The following is a 24,093-nucleotide window of genomic DNA, read 5'->3' as shown; positions in this document are numbered from 1 at the left end:
GCTACCCAATGCAATATACTTAATGTACTATTCCGGTTCACCTGATTAAAAAATTTTAATCCCCGCCGGATTAATGCTGGAAGCCATATCCTAAACCCTTAACTTTGTCGATTATGAATAACAGGAAAGTAAGAGTGCGTTTTGCGCCCAGTCCCACTGGTGGCTTACACCTCGGCGGTGTGCGCACCGTATTGTTCAACTACTTATTTGCAAAGCATCACAAGGGAGAATTTGTGCTGCGTATCGAAGATACAGACCAGACCCGCTACGTACCTGGTGCGGAGGAATACATCAATGAATGCCTCCGCTGGTGTGGCCTTGAGCCGGACGAAAGCCCTGAAAAAGGCGGCCCGTACGAGCCTTACCGCCAGAGCGAACGTAAAGCCTTATACCGCCAGTATGCTGAAAAACTGGTGGCCTCCGGTCATGCCTACTACGCATTTGATACCCCGGAAGAACTGGAGTCTTTCCGTGAGAAGTATAAATCTCCGGAAAACCCTTCCCCACAGTACGATCACAGAACCCGTGTGAAAATGAGGAACTCCCTCAATATGACGGAAACTGAACTGAAAGCACTGCTGGACCAGCAAACACCGCATGTAATCCGCATCAAAATGCCGGAAAATGAAACCCTCAGCTTCACTGACATGATCAGAGGAGAAGTGAGTTTCCATACCGGCCTGGTGGACGATAAAGTACTGCTGAAAGCAGACGGTATGCCTACCTATCACCTCGCAGTAGTAGTGGATGACTACCTCATGAAAATCACCCATGCCTTCCGCGGAGAAGAATGGCTGCCTTCTGCCCCTGTTCATATCCTCCTCTGGAAATACCTGGGATGGGAATCCGAAATGCCTGAATGGGCACACTTACCACTGATCCTGAAACCGGACGGTAACGGTAAGCTTAGCAAGCGTGACGGAGATCGCCTCGGCTTCCCGGTATATGCCATGAACTGGAAAGATCCTAAGTCCGGCGAGCTCACCAAAGGCTTCCGTGAACTGGGTTTCCTGCCGGAAGCATTTATCAACATGCTGGTAATGCTCGGCTGGAACGATGGTACCGAACAGGAAATCTTCACTATGGAAGAACTGATTGCTAAATTCTCCATGGACCGCGTACACAAGGCCGGCGCCAAATTCGATTTTGAAAAAGCGAAATGGTTTAACCACCAGTATATTCATCATAAAGACAATCAAAGTCTCGCTACCCTCCTTCAGCCTATGCTGGCAGAGAAAGATGTACACGCGGACCTGGGCTTTATCGCCACTGTAGCAGGCCTCGTAAAAGAACGCCTCTATGTGCTGTCAGAATTCTGGGAACACAGCTTCTTCTTTTTCGAGCGCCCTACTGCGCACGATGCAGCTGCTGTAGTACCTAAGTGGAATGCAGACAAGGAAAAATTCTTTACTACATGGCTGCCTAAGCTGGATAAGCTGCCCAAACAGCCTGCTGCCACTGATCTCGAAGCCAGCTTTAAAGAGCTCGCTGCTGAAATGGGTATCAAGGTGGGCGAATTGCAACTGCCTTTCCGTATCATGCTCACCGGTGGTAAGTTCGGCCCTCCGGTATTCGATATCGCTGCTACCCTCGGCGTAACGGAAACCCAGAAACGTATAGCCATTGGCGTGGATGTGTACAAAAAAGCCGCGGAAGCTGCCAGTAAAGCGTAATCATATTGTTATAAAACAAAAAAAGTCCCTGCCATGTGGCAGGGACTTTTTTTGTTTTATAAAGAAGGTATTTATTTCGCTGCTTTAGCGGATTCCTTTGCCCACGCATCTTTCAGGGTAACGGTTCTGTTAAACACCAGTTTTTCGCTGGTAGAATCCGGATCTACACTGAAATAACCCTTACGCATAAACTGGAACCGGTCACCTGGTTTTGCCTGCAATAAGCCCGGCTCTACATAAGCGGTGTTGATTACCTGCAGGGAATCCTTGTTGATAAAGGATTTGAAGTCGCCTTCTTCCATGCCTGGGTTTTCAACAGTAAAGAGGCGGTCGTATAACCGTACTTCAGCCGCTGCTGCGTGTGCAGCGCTCACCCAGTGAATGGTACCTTTTACTGTAAGGCCGGAAGCATCGCCACCACTCTTACTTTCAGGCAGGTAGGTGGCATAAATGGTAGTAATGTTCCCATCTGCATCTTTATCCACACTTTCTCCCTTAATGATATAGGCATTTTTCAGGCGCACCATCATACCCGGGCCGAGGCGGAAGTATTTCTTAGGAGGGTTCTCCATGAAGTCTTCCCGCTCAATATAAAGCGTATTGCTGAAAGGCAGTTTACGGCTGCCGCTGTTTGGATCTTCCGGATTATTTTCAGCTTCCAGTTCTTCCACCTGTCCTTCCGGATAGTTGGTGATCACCAGTTTTACCGGGTCCAGCACGGCCATGGCGCGGTTGGCGGTTTTATTCAGTTCCTCGCGGATACAGAATTCCAGGAGGCTGTATTCGATAACATTATCGCGTTTTTGTACCCCTACGCGCTCGCAGAAGTTGCGGATGCTTGCAGCGGTATACCCACGGCGGCGCAGGCCACTGATAGTAGGCATACGGGGATCGTCCCAGCCGGCTACGTGATGTTCTTCCACCAGTTGTTTGAGCTTACGTTTGCTCATAACCGTATAGTTCAGGTTCAGGCGCGAAAATTCGTACTGGTGACTAGGATAGATATTCAGTTCCTGGATGAACCAGTCGTACAGTGCACGGTGAGGGATGAACTCCAGCGTACAGATGGAATGGGTGATTTGCTCGATGCTGTCGCTCTGGCCGTGTGCGAAATCGTACATAGGATAAATGCACCATTTATCGCCGGTACGGTGGTGATGTGCGTGTTTGATACGGTACATCAGCGGGTCGCGCATGTGCATATTAGGCGAAGCCATATCTATTTTAGCACGGAGGGTTTTTTCGCCATCTTTGAATTCACCTTTGCGCATGCGTTCGAACAGGTCGAGGTTTTCTTCCACGGAACGGCTTCTGGCAGGGCTGTTCACGCCAGGAGTGGTAGGCGTACCTTTCATGGCAGCAATTTCCTCTGCGGTAGCGTCTTCTACGTAGGCGAGGCCTTTTTTGATCAGCGTTACGGCAAATTGGTACAGTTGCTCGAAGTAATCAGAGGCATAGAGTTCCTGTTGCCAGGTAAAGCCCAGCCATTTGATGTCTTCACGAATGGAATCCACGTACTCGGTATCTTCTGTTACCGGGTTGGTGTCATCGAAACGGAGGTTGGTAGCACCATTGTATTTTTGTGCCAGGCCGAAGTTCAATACGATTGACTTGGCATGACCTATATGCAGGTAGCCGTTCGGTTCTGGCGGGAAACGTGTGAGTACGCGTCCTCCTGTTGATCCGTTGGCCAGATCTTCTTCTACGATTTGTTCTATGAAATTGAGTGACCTTTCTTCGCTCATAAAGTATATAAATGTGTCTGCAAATGTAAGGAATAGTGGGAAGGTTTTCCTTACCTTTAGGAACTTAATCGATAATAGGTATGGTCAACCCTTTGAATCGTCCCGTGCGGGTATTGGTAGCTAAAGTGGGCCTTGATGGCCATGACAGGGGCGCGAAAGTTATTGCAGCGGCACTCAGAGACGCCGGTATGGAAGTAATTTACACTGGCCTTCGCCAGACCCCTGAAATGGTGGTAAATGCAGCCTTACAGGAAGATGTGGATGCCATTGGTGTAAGCATCCTCTCAGGGGCGCATATGACCGTTTTTCCACGGCTGGTAGCCTTGATGAAAGAAAATAATATGAACGATGTACTGCTAACAGGCGGCGGCATCATTCCCGAAACTGATATGAAAGAACTCCAGGAAATGGGCGTTGGTGCACTCTTTCCACCCGGTACCAGTACCCAGGACATTGCAGCTTATATTGGCGAATGGGTAGCATCTCACAGAAATTTCTAATATTTTTATCTTGTAGCCGTAACTTTTTGAAAGGTGGGTCGTCTTTTGGGTAGATTTCATCCAATTACCTAATATAACAACCGCCATTTTATGAGCTTAAAATCTATTACTGTCTTAGTTTTGCTGCTGATTGCAGCCATGGGGCCGGCTATTGCCCAGGAGTCTGACTCTACTTCCACATCTACCACTGTCGACTCTACGGCAACCAAAAAAGAGGCGATTTTCAGTATTATCTTCGGCAAATACCCTAAATCCCGTAAAGGTATTTACAGAACTAACGGCGGCGAAGGCGCGCTGCTGTCGTTTGCCCAGGTGAAAGACAATGGCGACCACGTACCCATGGTGCCCCGTTTTACCTTCTTCTTTAACGTAGGAACCAATGTGAATAAGGATTTTGGCCGGAACTTCGGTATCTTCTCCGGTCTTAACATCAAAAATATAGGTATCATCACCAAACCTACAGATGATCTTAAACTGAAACAGCGTGTATACACCCTCGGTATACCCCTGGGCTTTAAAGTAGGAGACGTACACCGTGGTACCTGGTTTTTCTTTGCCGGCGCTGAGTGCGACCTGGCCTTCAACTACAAGGAAAAACGCTTCGAAAACGGGGATAAAGTGGATAAATTCAATGAATGGTTCAGCGATCGTACCCCCCTGCTGATGCCGTCCGTATTTGCGGGGATGCGCTTTGCACCCGGATTTGGTCTGAAAGTACAGTACTACCCTCAGAATTTCTTCAACCAGGATTTCCAGGTGAAAGACAAGCTGACAGGCGTGAGTGTTAAGCCTTACGAACACCTCGATGCCAAGCTGCTTTTCGTGACCCTGAGCTATAGCTTCAATACCCATCTCTATAAAAAAGCACATAAAAAAAGTAACTATGTGCGCTTCAAAAGCGGTAACGCCAAGATGGAAATAGAGTACTAAATGTGCTTATAATAAGGCAGCCGGCGGCTGCCTTATTATAAGCACAAAAGCCCCATCGCCGAAGGCGATGGGGCTTTTGTGCTTTAACGATATAATGCTGTTATTGCCTTCTTTGTCATCAGGCGCGGGAGGATCAAAACAAATTGCTTAATATTGGATACACTAAAACTACGGTTCATGTATCAGACAATTAGCACACAACTGGAGAATAGTTCACTCATTATCACCATCAACCGCCCGGATAAAATGAATGCACTGAACCAGACGGTGATGGCTGAGCTGGCACTGGCTATAGACGAGGTTTATAGCAATGCCGCCATCAAAAGTGCAATCATTACCGGTGCAGGTGAAAAAGCCTTTGTGGCCGGTGCCGATATATCTGAATTTCTCAAATTATCCCCTAAAGAGGGCGAGGAACTGGCAAAAAAAGGCCATGTCATCTTCCATAGGATAGAAAATAGCCCCAAGCCCATTATAGCTGCGGTAAATGGCTTTGCCCTAGGTGGCGGATGCGAGCTGGCTATGGCCTGCCATTTTCGTATTGCGAGCGACAATGCCCGCTTTGGTCAGCCGGAAGTGAACCTGGGCCTGATCCCGGGTTATGGCGGCACCCAACGCCTCACACAGCTGATCGGCAAAGGAAAGGCCATTGAACTCATGATGACCGGCGATATGATCGATGCCGCAGAAGCCCTGAAATGGGGCCTGGTAAACCATGTAACCCCGCTGGCAGAGCTGCTGCCCAAAGCCAAAGGCCTGCTGGAAAAAATTCACACCAAAGCGCCGCTGGCCATCGCCAGGGTGGTAAAATGCGCCAATGCCGCACTGGATAAAGATCAGGACGGATTTGATACCGAAGTGAAAGAATTTGCCGCCTGTTTCGCCACAAAAGACCTGCAAGAAGGCGCCAGCGCCTTTATTGAGAAAAGACGACCGAATTTCAAAGGCGAATAATCATGAATTAGCTACTTTTGTAGCCTTAAAAGTTTACGCTATGGAATTCAGAATAGAGAAAGACACAATGGGCGAGGTGAAAGTGCCTGCAAATGCTTATTATGGCGCTCAGACACAGCGCTCCATTGAAAATTTCAAAATTGCACAGGACATCAACAAGATGCCTAAGGAAATTATCAAGGCTTTTGCGTACCTGAAAAAAGCAGCAGCATTGACCAACTTCCAGGCAGGCGTGCTGCCACAGGAAAAAAGTGACCTCATCGGCCGCGTTTGTGACGAAATCCTGGAAGGCAAACTGGATAACGAATTCCCGCTCGTAGTATGGCAAACCGGTTCCGGTACCCAATCCAACATGAACGTGAACGAAGTGGTAGCTTACCGCGGACACGTACTGAAAGGTGGCCAGCTCACGGATAAAGAAAAATTCCTGCATCCAAATGACGACGTGAATAAATCACAGTCCTCCAACGATACCTTCCCTACTGCCATGCACATCGCCGCTTACAAAATCCTGGTGGAAACTACCATCCCAGGCATTAAAAAGCTCCGCGATACCCTGCACCAGAAGGCTGAAGCATTCAAGCATATCGTAAAAATCGGCCGTACCCACTTCATGGACGCTACCCCACTCACACTGGGTCAGGAAATCAGCGGCTATGTTTCCCAGCTGGATCACGGTCTGAAAGCTATCAACAACACCCTGGCTCACCTCAGCGAGCTCGCCCTGGGCGGTACCGCCGTAGGTACAGGTATCAATACACCTAAAGGCTACTCTGATAATGTAGCAAAGAATATTGCTGACTTAACCGGTCTGCCTTTCATCACTGCTGAAAACAAATTCGAGGCCCTCGCCGCACACGATGCTATCGTGGAAGCACATGGCGCACTGAAAACCGTTGCAGTAAGCCTGATGAAAATCGCTAACGACATCCGTATGCTGAGCTCCGGCCCACGTGCAGGTATCGGCGAAATCCACATTCCTGACAACGAACCAGGTTCTTCTATCATGCCTGGTAAAGTAAACCCTACCCAATGTGAAGCCCTCACTATGATTGCTGCACAGGTACTGGGTAATGATGTGGCTATCAACATCGGCGGCGCTACCGGACACTTCGAACTGAACGTGTTCAAACCGGTAATGATCTACAACTTCCTCCACTCCGCACGCCTCATCGGCGATGGCTGCGTAAGCTTCAACGATAAATGCGCAGAAGGTATCGAGCCTATCGAAGCAAATATCAAAAAGCATGTGGAAAACTCCCTGATGCTCGTTACAGCACTCAACACCAAAATTGGTTACTACAAAGCTGCTGAAATCGCACAGAAAGCCCACAAAGAAGGTACTACACTGAAAGAAATGGCAGTGAAACTGGGTTATGTAACCCCTGCTGAATTCGACGAGTGGGTAGTGCCTGCACACATGGTAGGAGAAATCAAATAAGCTAATTATGTTGTTGTTGGCTAAGTTCCGCGCGTAGCGCGGAACTTAGCCAACAACCTGTTGTAGCTTCAAAATCGCTGTAATAAAAACCCCTTCTTTTTGCTAATTTGCTGTTAACCAACAGCAACGGAAATGAATATACTCTTCTATAGTGCCCAGCCCTACGACATTAAGTATTTCACAACAGCAAACGAAAAATACCAATACCAACTCCGCTTTCTCGAATACCCGCTGAATACCGATAACACCGCCCTCGTAAAGCCCGGTGAAAATGTGGTTTGCGCATTCGTAAACGACCACCTCGACGCACCGGTGCTCCATCAGCTGTATGATAAAGGTATCCGCCTCATTGCGCTGCGCGCCGCCGGTTTCAATAACGTGGACCTGAAAACCGCTGCTGCACTTAACATGCCCGTGGTACGTGTACCGGCCTACTCACCACATGCTGTAGCAGAACATGCAGTCGCACTCCTGCTCGGCCTCAACCGAAAAATATATAAAGCGTATAACCGTATACGTGATAATAACTTTACACTCAACGGCCTCGAAGGATTCGACCTCTACGGCAAAACTGTAGGCGTGATCGGCACCGGCAATATCGGCGCTATCTTTTGCCGCATCATGATGGGCTTTGGTTGTAAGGTGCTCGCCTATGACATGTACAAAAATGAAGCGCTCGAAAATGCAGGTGTGGAATATGTTCCATTAGATACCGTTTTTGAACGATCAGATATTATTTCTCTGCACTGCCCGCTCACGCCGGAAACCAAACACCTTATTAATGCAATTACTATCGCTAAAATGAAGCGTGGGGTATTCCTCCTTAATACCAGCCGTGGTGGCCTCATAGATACAAAAGCAGTAGTAGAAGCATTGAAGAATTGCCATATCGGTGCACTCGCCATCGATGTGTACGAACAGGAGGAAAACCTATTCTTCCACGACCTGTCCGGGGAAATTATTCAGGATGATGTATGGTCAAGATTGATTACGTTTCCTAACGTAGTGATCACTTCCCACCAGGGCTTTTTTACCCATGAAGCACTCACGCAAATTGCAGAAACAACCCTGCATAATATTGCCTGCTTTGAAAAAGGGGAAGCGTTAGTGAACCAGGTAAAAATTTAATTAAAGTGACCAGTACTTAAATAAAAACAGGCCCGGCGCTGCAGGCGTTGGGCCTATAAAAAACGCCAGGACCGAAGGTCCTGGCGTTTTTTATGCAAACAAAAATTTTATCACCACTTCTTCTTAAACACATCATCAAATGTGATGGAGAAGTAATACAATCCTCTGATAGTAGGCCCTCCCACATACTGGAAGTATGAACTGTTAAACAGGTTGGAAGCTCCCAGCTTAAACGCTGTTTTGATTTTCGGTACACGGTAGGTAACCTGTGCATCCACTGTGCTGTAAGCGGGTACATCTCCGTTGCCAAACAGATTCTGCCAGTAGAAAGTATTTTGCCAGTGCCAAACTACGTTAAAGCCCAGGTTAGGTAATACATTCCTGTTTCCGAAGCTCACGTTGGTAAACCAGTCCGGTGTATTGAAGCCCGGAATCAATGCATCATCTTTTGTTTTATCCTGCGCCAGTTTGTTATAGTTGGCGTTGGCACTCACCGTAAATGATTTATAGATATCGTAGGTGACTGCTACGGCAAAACCATAGTTGTTCACCGTGGATTTACTGTTGGTCCATACACGGTAGCGATTCTGTAAACTCTTGTCCAGCATCTGGTTCAGTACAGACGCATCCGGGTTATTCACATTACCGCTGGTGGGTACTACGGCTTCTACCTGGCCTATAAAATGTTTGTAGGTAGAGTAGTAGCCATCTACATCAATAAAGAGTTTGTTATCGAATAATACCGCTTTGTAACCACCTTCAAAGGAATGGATTTCTTCTGGTACAATCGGATCGAGATTCGCTACTTTTAGTACACCGGCGTTTTTAGCTGCTGCGGCATCTTTGCTGATATGTTCAGCGTTGATGGTTTTATTCACTGCTACACCAAATGCATCCACGGAGCTGGTGAGATAGCTGTTTTTAAAGTAGCCGAGTCCTTCTTCAATAAATGCCAGTCCGCCTACACGTCTTACCTGACCGTTGTTTACGAAGCTATAGGCTTCAAACAGGGAAGGGAAGCGGAAACCGTTCTGCCAGCTGAGGCGGAAGTTATGTTTGTCTTTTATACTGTACACCGCCGCAATGCGGGGGTTGATCTTACCTTCAAACTGTTCGTTTTTATCGTAGCGGAGGGAAGCAGTGAGCTTCAGCGCATCGTTGAAGAAGGTTTTTGCTCCCTGTACAAATCCGCCGTATTTACCATACCAGATGTGTTTACCACCAGGTTGACTGCGTTTATCCACAGGCTGTGAAAAATCTACGAAGTTGTTACCATCCGGAATGATCTCGTAGGTTCTGTAATCCGCGCCAACCAATACATCCATGAAGTGCACGTATTTACGCAAGTTCCAGGTACCTTCTGTGTGGTAGAAGCGGCTCATTTGCAGTAATGCAGCACCACCGGTGGTGTTCTGTGGATTTTTGGAGGTAGGGTAAATGTCCCAGTCGTTTACACTTTTGATTTTTGCCACCTGCGCATCAAATGCCGCAGTGCCGGGTGTAAACCTGCCCTGGTCCGCTGCTGCGCGGGCAGCCTGATGTGCCGCCACCAGGTCGGAACCATTGGTGAGTGCGGTATTCAGCGCCGCAGTATAATCTGACTGCCATTTTTTATCAGGCTTAAATGATTTCTCGAGGTTATCCGCCAGCGGGTTCATGTTGTAGGAATCGCCGGTGTTTTCAATGGATACATAAGAGCGTAAAGTGAAGTCGGGATGTATCAGCTCAATCTTATGATTTTGTACACTTACGTTTTTCAGGCCTATGCGATTACCGCGCTGGAAGAAGCCATCCATCAGCCCGTAGCGGTAGGCATAGGATAACTCCAGTTTATGCGGCAGGCGGAAGTTGAGGCTACCGTCTACTTTGGTGTTCCTTACCTTGTAGTCGCCGGCCAGGTCTTTTTCCCAATAGCCCGTGCGGCGTACGTTGTACGCGCGACCATCCTTATCTATGATTTGGATATTGGAGTTGTCGCCGTATTTGTTCCAGCCGTCGTTGGCAATATTATTCGGGCCGCTGAGCTGCGGGAAGTCGGGGTTGGCTTTGGTTTGCGGGTTAAAATCGGAACGATTGTCCGCATACCAGTCGGTCCCTTCCATATAACTGAAATTGATTTTCCACGCAAACCACGGTGCATAGGACTGTGCATAGCGTATAGCCGTTTCAGTGATAGGTTTTGGACTGCTTCCATTGCCGTCGAAATGGTTGAAGGCGATTTTCTGATATACGCTTACACCCTGGTAGGTAAATGGATTTTTGGTGGTGAGGTTGGACATACCGTTGATCGCGTTCATGCCATACAGGGCGGAAGAGGCGCCTGGCGTAACTTCCACGCTGGAAATGTCCAGCTCCGTAGGTCCGATGGCGTTACCGAGCGGTACGCCCAGCGTAGCTGCCTGGTTATCCACACCGTCTACCAGTTGCATAAAGCGGAAGTTGTTGGGAACGTTGAAACCTCGGGTGTTGAATACCTTAAAGGTGAGGCCGGCGGTTGTCATCTGCACCCCTTTGAGGTTGCCGAGGGCATCGTAAAAGGTGGACGACGGTGTTTCTTTGAGTGCGCGGATGTCCAGCTTTTCAATGGTAACCGGGGAGCGCAGCAGCTTTTCCTGCTGGCGACTGGCGGATACCACCACTTCGTTTACCAGCAGCGACTGTGTATACAATTGTATCGCCAGTTTGCTGTTGCTGCTTTTCACTTCAAACTCCTGCGGCTGGTAGCCAATCAGGCGGATCACCAGCTTGTAGGGGAATTTGGTATTGGTGGTGAGACTAAAATGCCCCACCGTATCGGTGGTGGTACCAAAGGAGGTACCTTTTATCTGGATGGAAGCGCCTGGAAGGCCGTTGCCTCTGTCATCCGCGATTTTTCCTTCGATCACGTAGGAGCCATTCAGCTGGGCTTGCGCAAAGAAAGGACTGAATACCAGTATAGCAAACAGGTATTTAACCAGTGGTAAAAACTTATGCATAAAACTGCGTGTGAAAATTAGATTATTGATTGAATAAAGGGGTGCTGTCAATGTTGTAGATCAACATCGAACTATTAAGTGCCGCATTTTATTTTTGAAAGCCATATAGTCTATAGAATTGGTAGACAAATGTAGCGCGGCTTTTCTTTATTTCAAAGCGAAATAGAAAATATTTTCTTAATACATTGAAAGTCAATGTGATTTTTAGAGCTGATCCAGGATTTCCAGCAGTTCTGCCTCCGTTTGGCGGTCGTTATTATACACAATCTTACCCTTAGGGTCAATCAGGTACAGCATGGGAATGTAATTCACGCCGTAAGTGCCGGGAATAATCCTGGGATCATAGATATGTGTCCAGTTCATGGCCTTGGCCTTAATAGTACGTTGTGCGGCGGCCTTGGAGTCGTCCAGGTTGATACCAATCATGACCAGTTTACTTTCCGGGTATTTGCTTCGTATTTTTTTAAGAAAAGGAACTTTCGCCATGCAGGGATGGCACCAGGTGGCCCAGAAGTCGAGCAGCACGTATTTGCCTTTGTAATCGGCCAGCTGTATGGATTTTCCATTCACATCGGCAGCCTGGAAATTAGGGGCTTTCTGGGCATGGGCAGTCAGCAGCAGGCCACAACAGAGCACAAACAGTGCACAGATTTTTCTCATAAAGTCAGATATGATTTTGCACCGAAAATAAAAAACCCGGAGGAATTTAATCCCTCCGGGTCTTTTTATTTTTTAGTGAGATGTTAATTACGCTATGTGATCGTTGGTCACGGTATTATTCGACTCGGTCGGTTGCTTTGGGTGTTGATGTGCTGCAAAAAACTTTTTCTGAAACAGCAGAATAGTTACCACACCTACAGAAATAGCCGCATCGGCCACGTTAAATACCGGGCGGAAAAACACAAAGTAATCGCCCCCTTTGAATGGCACCCAGCTTGGCAGGTAGCCTTCGTACAGCGGGAAGTAGAGCATATCTACCACGCGCCCATGGAGGAAACTACCATAACCACCGCCGGCAGGCATAAACTTGGCCACTTCGTAACCCACGCTGTCGTTAAAGATCAACCCGTAGAACATACTGTCTATCAGATTGCCGGCAGCACCTGCCAGGATCAGCGCACCGCAGATCAGCAGGCCCTTGTGGTATTTTTCCTTTACCAGCTTGTTCAGGTAATAAAATCCGAATACCACGGCTACAAGGCGGAATAATGTCAGGAAGATCTTCCCAAAATCGCCACCGAACTTAAGTCCATACGCCATCCCTTCATTTTCAATGAAATGTATGCGGAACCAGTTAGGGAATATGATGAATTCCTGCTGCATGAACATATTTGTCTTAATCCAGAACTTCAAAGACTGGTCAACAACCAGGATGAGTAAGACGATAATTAGAATGTGACGATACTTCAATTGACATTAAAATTTTATCAAAAATAATGGTTTATTTCAAAGTGGGAAATGAAACCGCTTGCAAGATGGCTATTCCTGGAAATATACCCTTTTTACACGCTGTGAAATTCCTGTTAATATTTCATAGGGAATGGTTTCAGCCCATTTCGCCAGCTCCTGTACCGGCAGGTCCTGCCCGAACACTATTACTTCATCGCCCTCGGCAGCGTCCGGAATGTGGGTAACATCTAACATACACATATCCATGGCTACCACACCAATTACGGGTGCCAGCTTGCCCCTGATCAGCATTTTACCATTGCTGTTACCCATTTTGCGACTATATCCATCTGCATAACCAATTCGTACTGTGGCTGTTACGGAAGGCTTGGTGGCCTCCCAGCGGCGGCCATAACCTACGGTTTCTCCAGGCTCCAGCTCCTTCAGTTGTGCGATGGTTGTTTTCAGGGTACTCACATTTCTCAGCTGATCCTGTATATCCATGGCGCTGTCGATCCCATACATACCAATACCCAGGCGCACCATATCCAGCTGTAATTCAGGATGACGGGTAATTGCCGCGCTATTGGAAATATGACGTATAACAAAGTAACCAAGTGCCTTTTGCAGTTCATGGCTCATTTCGTAAAAAAGGCGGCCCTGCTGCTGCGTAAAGGCATCTTGTGCCGGATCTTCGCTCGCTGCCAGGTGGCTGAACACGGACTGTACTTTAAACGTAGAGGTGGCGGTCAGCACATTGATCAGTTCCGGAATATCCTTCTTCACAAAGCCCAGCCGGTGCATACCCGTGTCCAGCTTAATGTGCACCGGAAACTCCGTTTTACCGGCAGCAATTACTTCTTCCTGGAATTGCATTAAGGTCCCCATGGAATAAATCTCAGGTTCCAGGTTCCAATGCAGAATCGAGTCAAAGCTGGCTGGCTCGGGATTCATCACCATAATCGGCATGGTAATACCCGATCTGCGGAGCTCTACCCCTTCATCAGCATATGCTACCGCGAGGTAATCTATACCGTGGAACTGCAGCAGGTTGGCAATTTCAAAACTGCCACTGCCATAGGAGAACGCTTTCACCATCGCCATCACTTTGGTGTTGGGCTTCAGCAGCGACTGGTAGTACTTCACATTATGGGAAATCGCGCTGAGGTTGATTTCCAGTATGGTTTGATGCGCTTTTTGTTCCAGCAGTTTGCCGATACGCTCAAACTCAAACACACGGGCGCCTTTTACCAGTATGGTTTCATACTGGAAGTCGTCGCCGTTAAATTGTTGTATAAACTCATCGGTAGTGTTGTAGAACCATGATTTCAGGCCCTCTACCTGTTGAAAAATCTTTTTCTCCCTGGAGATGTTTTTACCGATAGCAATCAGCTTGTTGATGCTGTTCTGACGCAGGAGGTCGGCCACTTCTTCGTACAGGGTTGCATCACTTTTGCCGCTCTGCAGGATGTCGCTGAGGATCACCGTGCGGATCTGATGCTGCTGTTGTTGCTGTAAAAAATCGAGCGCAATAGTGAGTGAGCCCAGGTCCAGGTTATAAGCGTCGTTGATAACGGAGCAGTTGTTAATCCCCTGCTTCAGTTCCAGTCGCATCGCGATATTGCTCAGCAGGTCCATACGCTGCTGTATCACTTCCTGTTCCTTGCCCAGGTACAGCATCAGTGCCCAGCAGTGGATGGCGTTTTCCACAGAACCCTCATCCGTAAACGGAATACGGATTTGCAGATGTTCACCTTTGTACAGGGCTTCAATGCTGGTATGATGATCGTGTTTATCGGTACTGGTAATGCGGAGGTCCGCATCGGTTTTTCTGGACCAGGAAAACAGCTCGGGGCCTTCTTCCAGTTGGTTATGGTAAGATAACACGCATTCGTTCAGGGCCAGGTAATCCTTACTGTAAATGAGCACGTCACTCTTCATAAAGAGGACCAGTTTCTCATTTATTTTCTGACGGATGTTCAGGAACCCTTCGCTGTGCGCTTCGCCGATATTGGTGAAAATACCGATAGTGGGGCGAATGATCTTTTCCAGGTTCACCATTTCGCCCGGCTGGGAAATGCCGGCTTCGAATATGGCCAGCTGGTGCTCCGGCTGCATCTGCCATACAGAGAGCGGCACACCAATCTGTGAGTTATAGCTTTTCGGACTGCGTACAATGTTATAGTCCTTTTCGAGCAACTGGAACAGCCATTCTTTTACAATGGTTTTTCCGTTGCTGCCTGTAATACCTATTACCGGAATGTTGAACTGCTGACGATGCCACGCTACCAGCGTATGCAATGCATTGAGCGTATCTTTTACCAGGATAATGTTGGCTTTAGGATATTTCTCCAACGGCACAGGCTCACTGATGATAAAGTTGCTGACTCCTTTTTTATAAAGCTCGTCGATATACTGGTGCGCGTTTCTTCTCGCGCTTACCAGCGGAATAAAGACGGATGTTTCCGGAAATATCAGCTTGCGGCTATCCAGCAATAGATGATCGATCTCTGAAAATCCTGTTTCCTGCAACAACTCTCCTTTCAGGACTTTGTTGATACTCGCTGCGTTATACACGTTTTTATCAGTTTGAATAATCACTTGGCGGCTGCAAAAACGTTTCTTTACAGCTGCCTTTTACTTCACTTGTCCTTTCGGTAATTCTTTCTTATCATGGTAAAGGGAATAAAGAATAGAACCTCCAAGGCATACTACAATCACAATCAGTGATACGTATACGGGTATATGAATAAAATACTCTGCGAGCATTTTAAGGCCAATGAATACTAATACAATCGCAATGCCCTGCGGGAGATAATCAAACTTATCCACTGCACCACGCAGCAGGAAGAATAAGGATCTCAGCCCAAGTACCGCAAATATATTAGAGGTAAATACTACCATCGGGTCTTGTGAGATGGCAAACACCGCAGGGATGGAATCCAGCGCAAATACGATATCTGTAAACGCCAGCATCACCACTACCACTGATAACGTGGTGAGGTAGGTTTTACCACTACGCTTGATCAGAAATTTCCCCTGCGGATCTTCTGTAGTCCAGCGCATGTACTTGCTGATAAATTTCAGGGCAAGATTATCCTGCGGATTAAATTCATCCTCCTCTTTGGCATTGAACATCTTCACACCGGTATACACCAGGAATAGTCCGAAGATATAGAGAATCCACTCAAATTTATGGATCAATACCACGCCCAGGCTGATAAATATAGCACGGAAAACGATAGCCATCAAAATCCCTATCAGCAAAACACGGGCATAGCTTTCCTCTTTTATTTTAAAATATCCAAATATTAAAATGAACACAAATATATTATCAATGGAAAGCGACCATTCCATCAGATAGGCACTCAGGTAGGCTATCGCCGATTCCTGACCATCCTCATACCACATAAATCCAAAAAATAATAGGGACAATCCGACCCAGAAGCAGGTTTGAATCAATGCCTTTTTAATGGTCATCTGTTCATTCTTCTTGCTGAGCAGGCCAAGGTCGAAAATAAGCGCTACAGTAACTACAATGCCGAATATCAGGTACGTCCACTGTGTGGGTGTCATGTGACAGGTATTTTAAAATATGTGAACAGCAAATATAATCAAGTTACGCGTGATCTATTCTGCGAACTTGCGTTGCCTTACAAACAGGAAAACCATAGCGAATAATAATACCATTCCAATAGGTACAATAAAGCAGATAGCTTGCCATTTTGTTTTTTCCTTTTTTACTTTTTCGGCATCAAGGAGGCGTAATGTTATTTCTTTGTTACGACTTTCCATAATGCCGTGCTTGCCAGTGAGGAACTCCAGGCAGTTCAGCATAAACTCCTTGTTGGCAAAAGCATAGCCGGGATTGTATTCGTTAATTCCCATCTGCAGCGGCCCCTCTTTGCGGGATACGGCATTGGCGATCAGGTCGCCATCGCTCACCACAATCATGGCATTGGCAGTGTCGGTATTGGCTTTGTATGGGGTGTGGCTCGCCACTTCCATTTCGGCCGCGAGTTTCGGATCAATGCGGTTGCGGAACAGGGAAGTGAAGTGCCCTTCCAGTAATACCGCCGTAGGCAGGTACTGGTGGCGGTATTCCCGCGGATTGGGCTGCGTTTTCAGCATCTCCCAGCTGATCTCTGCCGGCACGCGGATGGTGCGGGTAGTGCGACTACTGGTAAGCAAAATCGTTTTCTTTAAACCCTCCGTACGAACGGTATCCATCGAGCTTGCGAAATGACTCAGCACCAAATCCAGGTTTTTCACAATCGGGTGCGCGCCGGTAGGCGTGAGCAGTGGAAATAGCGGGAATGGCAGCTGAATAATCTGCGGGCGGTTGCCTACATTACCCACCACCATTGGCACGGCGTCTGATTGCAGGTCCTGGATCAGGTCCTGGTTGATGCGCACGCCATAGCGAAATAGCAGGTCTTCCAGGTTCAACCCTCTGTCAAACGCAAGGAAAGAGGACTTCTGCTGCAAACTGTCGAAGCTGGCATTGGTTTCATCAATAAACCAGATCACCTTGCCTCCGTTCATTACATACTGGTCGATCTTAAATTTATCGGCATCACTGAAGGTCTCTGCCGGCTTGGCAAAGAGAATGACGTCAAAATCTCTGGGTATATAAGCGGTACCCTGTAGGGTGAGGGTATCCAGGCTGTAATTGCTTTGCAGGGTGGTGAGTGCGTCATATACTTCTGCGCCCAGTGACTCCCCGTGGCCTAGCATATAGCCTATGAGGGGCTTTTCTTTTTCCTGCAGCTTACTGATAGCGCTCGCAAACTGGTATTCCAGGAGAGATTCGGAGGCATTCATGCTTTGCATAGGATCCTGCCCGCCCTGGTTTTTCAGGAGGTTCACCCCAATGGTGTCTCCTTTATAATGGACCAGCGCTCCCGGAAATATCAGTTTTTCCTGATAGCTGTCATTGGCATCTCCCTGCACCTTCATATTATAAGGCATGATACCTTTTTCGGTGAGTGCGCCTAAAAACTTCATTCTGGCGGTGTCGTTGAGGCCCTGGCCAGGGTTTACGAAAGTAAACCGGAGGTTTTGTTTGCCATATTCGCGGAATTCCTCCAGGAGTTCCTGGGTGGCCTGAGCCAGCTGTTTAAAGGAAGCGGGGTAATCGCCTTTGAGGTATACTTCAATTTCTACGGGACTATCAAGTCCGCGCAGCAGTTGAACCGTATTTTTAGAGAGTGTATATCTTTTTTCAGCGGTGAGGTCCCAGCGGCCGTGCAGATAGGCGGCGCCTATGTTTACCGCTATCAGCAGGAGGATGACAGCCAGTGCGCGCTGAAAATATTTTTTTCGTATAGTCGTAGCCATGAGTCCTTATCCGTTTTGCCAGATTTTTCGTTGCAGAGATAGTTTGGTCAGATACAGCATCAACCCTGTAATGCTACAGAAGTAGATGACATCGCGGCTGTCGATAACGCCGCGGCTGACGGAGAGGTAGTGGAATTTGATGCCCGCCATTTGCAGGTAGTAGTCGGCGCCGCCTTGCAGGGCGGGAATTTTACTTAGAGCATCGAACCCGTTATAAAAAATGAAGCAGGTAAATACTGCTACCAGGAAGGCCACCATGGCGTTGGAAGTGATACTGGATGCCCATATGCCGATGGCTGTAAAGGCAGCACCCAGCAGTATCAGCCCGATGTAGGCGCCAATGATGCCGCCATTGTCAAGCAGGGAAGGGTTTACACTCAGTTGCCGGATCGCAAAATAATAGATAATCGTAGGCAGCAGTGAAATGATGACGATCAGCAGGCTGCTGAAGAATTTACCCAGCACCACCTCCCAGCCGGAGAGCGGTTTGGTACTGAGCAGTTCCATGGTACCGGTTTTGAACTCATCAGCGAAGCTGCGCATGGTAATGGCAGGAATCAGCAACAGGTATAGCAATGGTGCCAGGTCGAACAGCGGATCCAGGTTGGCATAGCCTGTATCCAGCAGGCTGGTATCCGGAAACACGAACAGGAACAATCCATTGGCCAGTAAAAACAGTATGATGGCCACATAGCCGGTAATACCGCTGAAAAACTGGTTAATCTCTTTCTTAAAGATGGCTTGCATGAATAGTAGTTAGTGAAGATGCAAATATATATTTATTAGATAATGCTATTCAGGGATTTATTATTGTGTGAGGCCGGATTTAAATGCGTCCCACTGAGGGCTGATTTTCCGCATTTCCAGCACGGCATTGGTAATGGTGGTGATGGCAAAATCGATTTCTTCCCGGGTGGTAAACCTGCCGAGACCCATGCGGAGGGCATTCCGGGCCAGGGTATCATCCAGTCCCATGGCTTTAAGCACATAGCTGGGCTCCATGGAGGCGGAGGTACAGGCGGATCCTGAGCTGAGGGCTATCTGTTTACTAAAAGTCATTATCAGGGTTTGGCCTTCCAGGTAGTTTAGGGAGATGTTGGTCGTGTGTGGAAGGCGGTATACGTTACTGCCATTGCGCCTGCTAGCTTCCAGCGCCAGCAGTCCGGTTTCCAGGTGATCCCGTAAGGCAGCGAGCCGCAGGGATTCTGTGACCATTTCTGCTGCACAAATCTCACAGGCTTTGCCAAAGCCGGCGATGCCGGGTACATTGAGGGTGCCGGAGCGCATGCCCCTTTCATGGCCGCCACCGTCTATTTGTGCGGTGAGCCTTACCCGTGGGCCTTTACGCCTTACATATAGTGCGCCTACCCCCTTGGGGCCGTAGAGTTTATGTGCACTGAATGCCATGAGGTCAATATCATCTCCCAAAACATTTACAGGAACCTTACCCACCGCCTGGGTGGCATCACAAAAAAAGATCACATTACGCTCCTTGGCCAGCTGCCCTATTGCCTTAACAGGCTGTATCACCCCGGTTTCATTGTTGGCATACATAATGGCAATGAGTATGGTTTCAGGCGTAATGGCGGCAGCAATAGCTTCTACCGATACCAGGCCTTCTTCATTTACCGGCAGCCAGGTAACACGGTACCCCTTTTTTTCCAGGTGCCTGCAGGTATCAATTACCGCTTTATGTTCTGTTACACAGGTAATAATATGGTTGCCGGTTCCGGAATAAGTTTCCGCCACACCCTTGATAGCCAGGTTAGCGGCCTCTGTAGCACCGGAGGTAAAAACAATTTCCTGTTTTACCGCTCCAATGAGCGCGGCCACCTGCTCCCGTGCATAATCTACCGCCTCCTCCGCCACCCAGCCAAAGGAATGGCTCCTGCTGGCGGCATTGCCATATTGGGTGGTAAAGTAAGGTAACATCGTTTCCAGCACCCGCGGATCACAGGCGGTGGTGGCGTTATTGTCCAGGTAAATAGGTAATGGCTGCATCAAACAAAAATACGACATTCGGCATAGTAAATACAACGCCCATGCTCAAGGTCGAACACATCGGAATTGCTGTAAAGTCGCTGGAAACAAGCATTCCCGTATTTGAAAAACTATTGAACACCCCCTGCTATAAACAGGAGCCCGTAGCCAGCGAAAACGTGATAACGGCCTTTTTCCAAACCGGCGAAAACAAAATAGAACTCCTGGAAGCTACCGCCCCGGAGAGCGCTATCGCTAAATTCCTGGATAAAAAAGGAGAAGGTATCCACCACATCGCTTTCGAAGTGGCCGATATATATGCAGAAATGGACCGGCTACGGTCAGAAGGATTTATTTTGTTGAACGAAACCCCTAAAAAAGGAGCCGATAACAAGCTTATTTGCTTCGTTCATCCAAAGAATACACACGGAGTTTTAATTGAGATTTGCCAGGAAATTCGCTAAAAAACCCATCTTGATTTAGTTAGATATTTCGAATTTTAATAATTAGATTTTTTTTTATTTTTTTTCCATTTTAGCAATCCAAACTTATTTATGGTTCGTAAGTAAATATGTAGCCGCCAGAAAGAGGGCTACTAACAACCAAAAAAAATATTTTAAAATTTCTGAACAAAAGTATTTTCTATCACGTTATCTATATATACACAATTACAAAAAGACAATCATAACTAAAAATATTAGGGCTTTTAACCAGCTCAGCTGCAAAAGCTCTTAACGATTACTCTAAAGTTGGCATAGGTTATGAACACCTGCGGGTTTTTTAGCTTGCAGGTCTTTTTTTTTATATAAGTCCTATGTTCAGAATGTTCTAATGAGGTAAGGATAAACGGGGAGGATATAGATGGGTAGCAACCACTCCCTATAAACGACAACTCCTGCCTTCTAATTGTGACGAACTTCTAAAAATATTTAATAAAACAACAGCAGCCGGTTCCATATGAACCGGCTGTTGTTGTTTATATCCTTTTTTCGTTTGCACCTCAGCGTTATACATATTATTTAAAGGATGCCTCATTATGCTGAAATTTCCTATTTTGTAAGAAATGGAAAGTAACGCTGCCATATTACTAGAAGCGGGCACCTATGTGGGCCACCGGGTACGTCAACAATTATTTGACGGCATCATCGCTTCCGAGAACTTTTATGAAACAGGCACCATCTCCGACTGGCACTTTCACAAAAATCCACATTTCTCCCATATATTAAATGGCGGCAGCAGGGAAATGCGGGCCAATGGCCCGGAACAACAACTCCCAGGCGCTTCCCTGTATTATTACCCGGGCATTGCCCACCAAAACATCGACTACCAGTCCGGTACCCGCATCTTTAACCTGGAGTTTACACCGGCATTTTTCTCCACCTACAATATGGATATTCCGCAGGAATCCTGGATGTTTAACCGCAACAGCCAATGGAATAGCCATCTGCTCGTAAGTATAATGGCAGAATATTACCTCGGTAACAATATCACCGCGGTACATCAGCTCTGCCTCAATTTGCTAAGCAACGCCACCGCTGCTGATGAAATAAACCCCGCCTGGACAAAGCAGATAAAAGAAGCCATGTACGATAACTGGAACCATCCCTTGTCGCTTTCAGACCTCGCGGCACAGGTGGCCCTGCATCCCGTCACCATCTCCCGCTATTTTCCCCGCTATTTTGGTTGCACGCTGGGTGAATACCTCCGCAAAATAAAAATAGAGAAAGCCCTGGCCATGATCCGGTTAAAAAAACAATCCCTCACGGAAATAGCCTATGATTGCGGCTTCGCAGATCAGGCACACTTCATCAAAACCTGTAAACGCCTCACAGGAATTACTCCCAAACAATACCAGAAATTGTAAGTCAGGTTAATTGCGTACAATTTTGCCCTAGGCACCAGGAATAATTTTGCAGCAGGAGCGGAAGAATAGCTCCGGTAATTAGTATGAAAAAGTTAGTCCATGCCATTATTTTACTGCTGACAACTTTCTGGGTCCCTTTCAGCTCATCAGCGCAACAACCCAACCCGGCCCTGCATCGGCTATTCGAAAAATATTATGACCGGGAATCTTACTTCAACCCGCTACAAGCCACTGCCAACGGCCTCCATCAATATGACGACTTACTGCCGAACGATGGTTCCATCAGTTTCATCACTGCACGCAGGGACTTTTATACAGCTACGCTGAAAGCACTGCACCAGTTCAACCGCGCTACCTTATCGCCCGCTGATCAGATTTACTACGACATCCTGGAATACACGCTCCGCATCAGTCTGGAAGGATTAAACCTCCACCTGGAATACATGCCTTTTAACCAGTTCATATCGTCCGTAGCCACTGACCTGCCCCTGTTCGGCTCGGGGGAAGGCCCACAGCCATTTGCTACCGTTAAGGACTATGAAAATTGGGCAAAGCGCATGACAGCATTCAAACACTGGACCGATACCGCCATCGCCAATTTTGAGAAAGGCAGGAAAGCCGGAATAGTATTGCCTAAGGACCTTGTGACACAAATGATTCCGCAAATGGCAGCCCTGGCACAAAGGGATACTGCCAAATGTATTTTCTATGCGCCCCTCCGTAAATTCCCCGCTACCTTTTCTTCACGGGAAAAACAACGTCTAACGGAAATGTATACACGCATAATACCAAGGTATGTACTTGACAGTTATAAGGCCCTCACCACTTACCTGAAAAATGATTACCTGGCATACGCGCAGGAGCAGCCTGGCCTGCATGCGCTGCCAGGTGGCGACAGCCTGTATCAATATTTCATTAAACTTTACACCACTACCACATCCCTTTCAGCGGATTCCATTTATCGCCTCGGTAAAATCGAAGTTGACCGCATTACCCAGGAGATGGAACAGAACAAAAAAGTGACTGGCTTCAAAGGTTCCTTGCAGGAGTACTTCCATTTCCTACGAACTGATCCGCAGTTCAGGCCTTTTAAAACACCGGAACAGGTGCTGAACGCTTATCAGTCCATCTACCATAAAATACAACCTCATCTAAAAAAACTATTTGAATTTGAACCTAAAACAAAATTTGTGATACGCCGGGTAGAGGCTTTTCAGGAAGCAGCCATGGGTGGCCCTTATTACATAAAAGGCAACCTCAAAGAACAGCGGCCGGGAACCTTTTTTGTACCCATACCGGATGCCACAAAAATCAATGTCGTTTTTTACGGGTTGGAGTGTACATTTATTCACGAAGCTATCCCCGGTCACCACTTTCAAATAGCCTTGCAACAGGAACAGGCCGGGCTGCCGGCGTTTCTTCAACAAAACGCACTTTATGCTTTCATGGAAGGATGGGCGCTATACTGTGAATCGCTGGGCGACAGCCTCGGCTGCTATACTGACCCCTACCAGAAAATGGGCGCCCTAAACAATGAAATTCACCGCGCTATCCGCCTGGTAGTGGATGTAGGTATTCATACCGGCCGGCTCTCAAAAGAACAGGCCATACAGTATATGATGAACCATGAGTCCATCAGCAGGGAGATTGCAACCAAAGAAGTAGAACGCTACATGGCCTGGCCAGCGCAGGCACTTTCCTACAAAATCGGTGAGTTGAAAATCAAGGCGCTGAAGGAAAAATATAGACAATCGCAGGGCACGCGATTCAGTGAGCCGGCATTTCATTACGCAATGCTAAAATATGGTTGTATGCCGCTGGATGTGCTGGAACGTTATCTGGATGAATGGAGTGCAAAGTTGTAAAAAATGTACAGGAGATTTTCTAGGATAGACGCCTGCCAGGCGTCTCTACTTCGTGAAACAATGATGTTGTCAATTAGTAATAATTGCACAAGGTTGGTAGTCGCAATGCTTAAATATGGTTGTATGCCGCTGGATGTGCTGGAACGTTATCTGGATGAATGGAATGCAAAGCTGTAAAAAATGTACAGGAGATTTACTAGGATAGACGCCTGCGAGGCGTTTTCTATGGTTTTACCAAATTATTTATATTGTATTGATGGTCTTCGTTGTAAGGAACTCCGTTTCTTACAACGGCGGCTATCGTTAAAA

The 24,093-nt window shown here is 47.3% G+C and carries 18 protein-coding genes; 9 read left to right on the top strand and 9 right to left on the bottom strand.

Annotation, left to right across the window (positions count from 1 at the left end; genetic code table 11):
- Nucleotides 1-113 precede the first annotated feature (113 nt).
- Nucleotides 114-1,673 (top strand): glutamate--tRNA ligase, encoded by a 1,560-nt coding sequence (gltX, locus tag BUB18_RS13040; RefSeq protein WP_073081465.1) that lies wholly within the window; start codon nt 114-116, stop codon nt 1,671-1,673.
- Between the two features lie 71 nt (nt 1,674-1,744).
- Here the strand turns inward: gltX and BUB18_RS13035 are convergent, their stop codons facing one another.
- A complete protein-coding gene (locus tag BUB18_RS13035; RefSeq protein ID WP_073081463.1) occupies nt 1,745-3,418 on the bottom strand; it encodes a glutamine--tRNA ligase/YqeY domain fusion protein in 1,674 nt (557 codons plus the stop codon).
- Between the two features lie 80 nt (nt 3,419-3,498).
- On the opposite strand from BUB18_RS13035, the gene BUB18_RS13030 reads away from it, so the two are divergent.
- The 5 genes from BUB18_RS13030 (at nt 3,499) to BUB18_RS13010 (ending at nt 8,371) form a co-directional block, all read left to right on the top strand.
- Complete coding sequence (locus tag BUB18_RS13030) at nt 3,499-3,918, top strand: cobalamin B12-binding domain-containing protein (protein ID WP_073081460.1); 420 nt, start codon at nt 3,499-3,501, stop codon at nt 3,916-3,918.
- Nucleotides 3,919-4,008: 90 nt separating this feature from the next.
- The gene (locus BUB18_RS13025; protein ID WP_073081457.1) at nt 4,009-4,848 is read left to right on the top strand and encodes a porin family protein; all 840 of its coding nucleotides are present in this window, start codon (nt 4,009-4,011) and stop codon (nt 4,846-4,848) included.
- 177 nt (nt 4,849-5,025) lie between these two features.
- Nucleotides 5,026-5,802, top strand: a complete 777-nt coding sequence (locus BUB18_RS13020; protein ID WP_073081455.1) for an enoyl-CoA hydratase/isomerase family protein — start codon at nt 5,026-5,028, stop codon at nt 5,800-5,802.
- Between the two features lie 40 nt (nt 5,803-5,842).
- On the top strand, nt 5,843-7,243 hold the full coding sequence (fumC, locus tag BUB18_RS13015) for a class II fumarate hydratase (protein ID WP_073081452.1): 1,401 nt from the start codon (nt 5,843-5,845) through the stop codon (nt 7,241-7,243).
- A 132-nt stretch (nt 7,244-7,375) separates the two neighbouring features.
- Nucleotides 7,376-8,371 carry a 2-hydroxyacid dehydrogenase gene (locus BUB18_RS13010; RefSeq protein ID WP_073081450.1) on the top strand — a complete coding sequence of 332 codons (996 nt, stop codon included), beginning with the start codon at nt 7,376-7,378 and terminating at the stop codon, nt 8,369-8,371.
- 110 nt (nt 8,372-8,481) lie between these two features.
- Here BUB18_RS13010 and BUB18_RS13005 read toward each other — a convergent pair whose 3' ends face one another.
- The 8 genes from BUB18_RS13005 to BUB18_RS12970 all read right to left on the bottom strand — a co-directional run bounded on the left by BUB18_RS13005 (nt 8,482) and on the right by BUB18_RS12970 (nt 20,076).
- A complete protein-coding gene (locus BUB18_RS13005; protein WP_073081447.1) occupies nt 8,482-11,346 on the bottom strand; it encodes a TonB-dependent receptor in 2,865 nt (954 codons plus the stop codon).
- 204 nt (nt 11,347-11,550) lie between these two features.
- Nucleotides 11,551-12,006 carry a TlpA family protein disulfide reductase gene (locus tag BUB18_RS13000; RefSeq protein ID WP_073081444.1) on the bottom strand — a complete coding sequence of 152 codons (456 nt, stop codon included), beginning with the start codon at nt 12,004-12,006 and terminating at the stop codon, nt 11,551-11,553.
- Nucleotides 12,007-12,093: 87 nt separating this feature from the next.
- A complete protein-coding gene (locus BUB18_RS12995; protein ID WP_073081442.1) occupies nt 12,094-12,756 on the bottom strand; it encodes a lipoprotein signal peptidase in 663 nt (220 codons plus the stop codon).
- Nucleotides 12,757-12,825: 69 nt separating this feature from the next.
- A complete protein-coding gene (locus BUB18_RS12990; RefSeq protein ID WP_073082719.1) occupies nt 12,826-15,312 on the bottom strand; it encodes a bifunctional UDP-N-acetylmuramoyl-tripeptide:D-alanyl-D-alanine ligase/alanine racemase in 2,487 nt (828 codons plus the stop codon).
- Between the two features lie 60 nt (nt 15,313-15,372).
- The gene (locus tag BUB18_RS12985) at nt 15,373-16,311 is read right to left on the bottom strand and encodes a TerC/Alx family metal homeostasis membrane protein (RefSeq protein ID WP_073081439.1); all 939 of its coding nucleotides are present in this window, start codon (nt 16,309-16,311) and stop codon (nt 15,373-15,375) included.
- A gap of 54 nt (nt 16,312-16,365) precedes the next feature.
- Complete coding sequence (gldG, locus tag BUB18_RS12980; RefSeq protein WP_073081436.1) at nt 16,366-18,075, bottom strand: gliding motility-associated ABC transporter substrate-binding protein GldG; 1,710 nt, start codon at nt 18,073-18,075, stop codon at nt 16,366-16,368.
- Nucleotides 18,076-18,081: 6 nt separating this feature from the next.
- On the bottom strand, nt 18,082-18,822 hold the full coding sequence (gldF, locus tag BUB18_RS12975) for a gliding motility-associated ABC transporter permease subunit GldF (RefSeq protein WP_073081433.1): 741 nt from the start codon (nt 18,820-18,822) through the stop codon (nt 18,082-18,084).
- 60 nt (nt 18,823-18,882) lie between these two features.
- The gene (locus BUB18_RS12970) at nt 18,883-20,076 is read right to left on the bottom strand and encodes an IscS subfamily cysteine desulfurase (RefSeq protein WP_073081430.1); all 1,194 of its coding nucleotides are present in this window, start codon (nt 20,074-20,076) and stop codon (nt 18,883-18,885) included.
- Between the two features lie 41 nt (nt 20,077-20,117).
- Here BUB18_RS12970 and mce point away from each other — a divergent pair, with 41 nt between their 5' ends.
- From mce to BUB18_RS12955, 3 genes are all read left to right on the top strand, one after another.
- On the top strand, nt 20,118-20,519 hold the full coding sequence (gene mce, locus BUB18_RS12965) for a methylmalonyl-CoA epimerase (RefSeq protein ID WP_073081427.1): 402 nt from the start codon (nt 20,118-20,120) through the stop codon (nt 20,517-20,519).
- 599 nt (nt 20,520-21,118) lie between these two features.
- Complete coding sequence (locus tag BUB18_RS12960; RefSeq protein WP_073081424.1) at nt 21,119-21,919, top strand: helix-turn-helix domain-containing protein; 801 nt, start codon at nt 21,119-21,121, stop codon at nt 21,917-21,919.
- 83 nt (nt 21,920-22,002) lie between these two features.
- Nucleotides 22,003-23,784, top strand: a complete 1,782-nt coding sequence (locus tag BUB18_RS12955; RefSeq protein ID WP_073081421.1) for a DUF885 domain-containing protein — start codon at nt 22,003-22,005, stop codon at nt 23,782-23,784.
- The last annotated feature ends 309 nt before the right edge of the window (nt 23,785-24,093 follow it).

Source organism: Chitinophaga jiangningensis (assembly GCF_900142605.1).
GTDB lineage: Bacteria > Bacteroidota > Bacteroidia > Chitinophagales > Chitinophagaceae > Chitinophaga > Chitinophaga jiangningensis.
This window is presented reverse-complemented; position numbering and strand designations above follow the sequence as displayed.

Coding starts and splice junctions, on each gene's coding strand:
- BUB18_RS13035 (WP_073081463.1), bottom strand. CDS start 3,418: ATGAGCGAAGAAAGGTCACTCAATTTCATAGAACAAATCGTAGAAGAA.
- mce (WP_073081427.1), top strand. CDS start 20,118: ATGCTCAAGGTCGAACACATCGGAATTGCTGTAAAGTCGCTGGAAACA.
- gldG (WP_073081436.1), bottom strand. CDS start 18,075: ATGGCTACGACTATACGAAAAAAATATTTTCAGCGCGCACTGGCTGTC.
- BUB18_RS13020 (WP_073081455.1), top strand. CDS start 5,026: ATGTATCAGACAATTAGCACACAACTGGAGAATAGTTCACTCATTATC.
- BUB18_RS13010 (WP_073081450.1), top strand. CDS start 7,376: ATGAATATACTCTTCTATAGTGCCCAGCCCTACGACATTAAGTATTTC.
- BUB18_RS13025 (WP_073081457.1), top strand. CDS start 4,009: ATGAGCTTAAAATCTATTACTGTCTTAGTTTTGCTGCTGATTGCAGCC.
- BUB18_RS13030 (WP_073081460.1), top strand. CDS start 3,499: ATGGTCAACCCTTTGAATCGTCCCGTGCGGGTATTGGTAGCTAAAGTG.
- BUB18_RS12960 (WP_073081424.1), top strand. CDS start 21,119: ATGGAAAGTAACGCTGCCATATTACTAGAAGCGGGCACCTATGTGGGC.
- BUB18_RS12955 (WP_073081421.1), top strand. CDS start 22,003: ATGAAAAAGTTAGTCCATGCCATTATTTTACTGCTGACAACTTTCTGG.
- BUB18_RS12985 (WP_073081439.1), bottom strand. CDS start 16,311: ATGACACCCACACAGTGGACGTACCTGATATTCGGCATTGTAGTTACT.
- gldF (WP_073081433.1), bottom strand. CDS start 18,822: ATGCAAGCCATCTTTAAGAAAGAGATTAACCAGTTTTTCAGCGGTATT.
- BUB18_RS13000 (WP_073081444.1), bottom strand. CDS start 12,006: ATGAGAAAAATCTGTGCACTGTTTGTGCTCTGTTGTGGCCTGCTGCTG.
- gltX (WP_073081465.1), top strand. CDS start 114: ATGAATAACAGGAAAGTAAGAGTGCGTTTTGCGCCCAGTCCCACTGGT.
- BUB18_RS13005 (WP_073081447.1), bottom strand. CDS start 11,346: ATGCATAAGTTTTTACCACTGGTTAAATACCTGTTTGCTATACTGGTA.
- fumC (WP_073081452.1), top strand. CDS start 5,843: ATGGAATTCAGAATAGAGAAAGACACAATGGGCGAGGTGAAAGTGCCT.
- BUB18_RS12970 (WP_073081430.1), bottom strand. CDS start 20,076: ATGCAGCCATTACCTATTTACCTGGACAATAACGCCACCACCGCCTGT.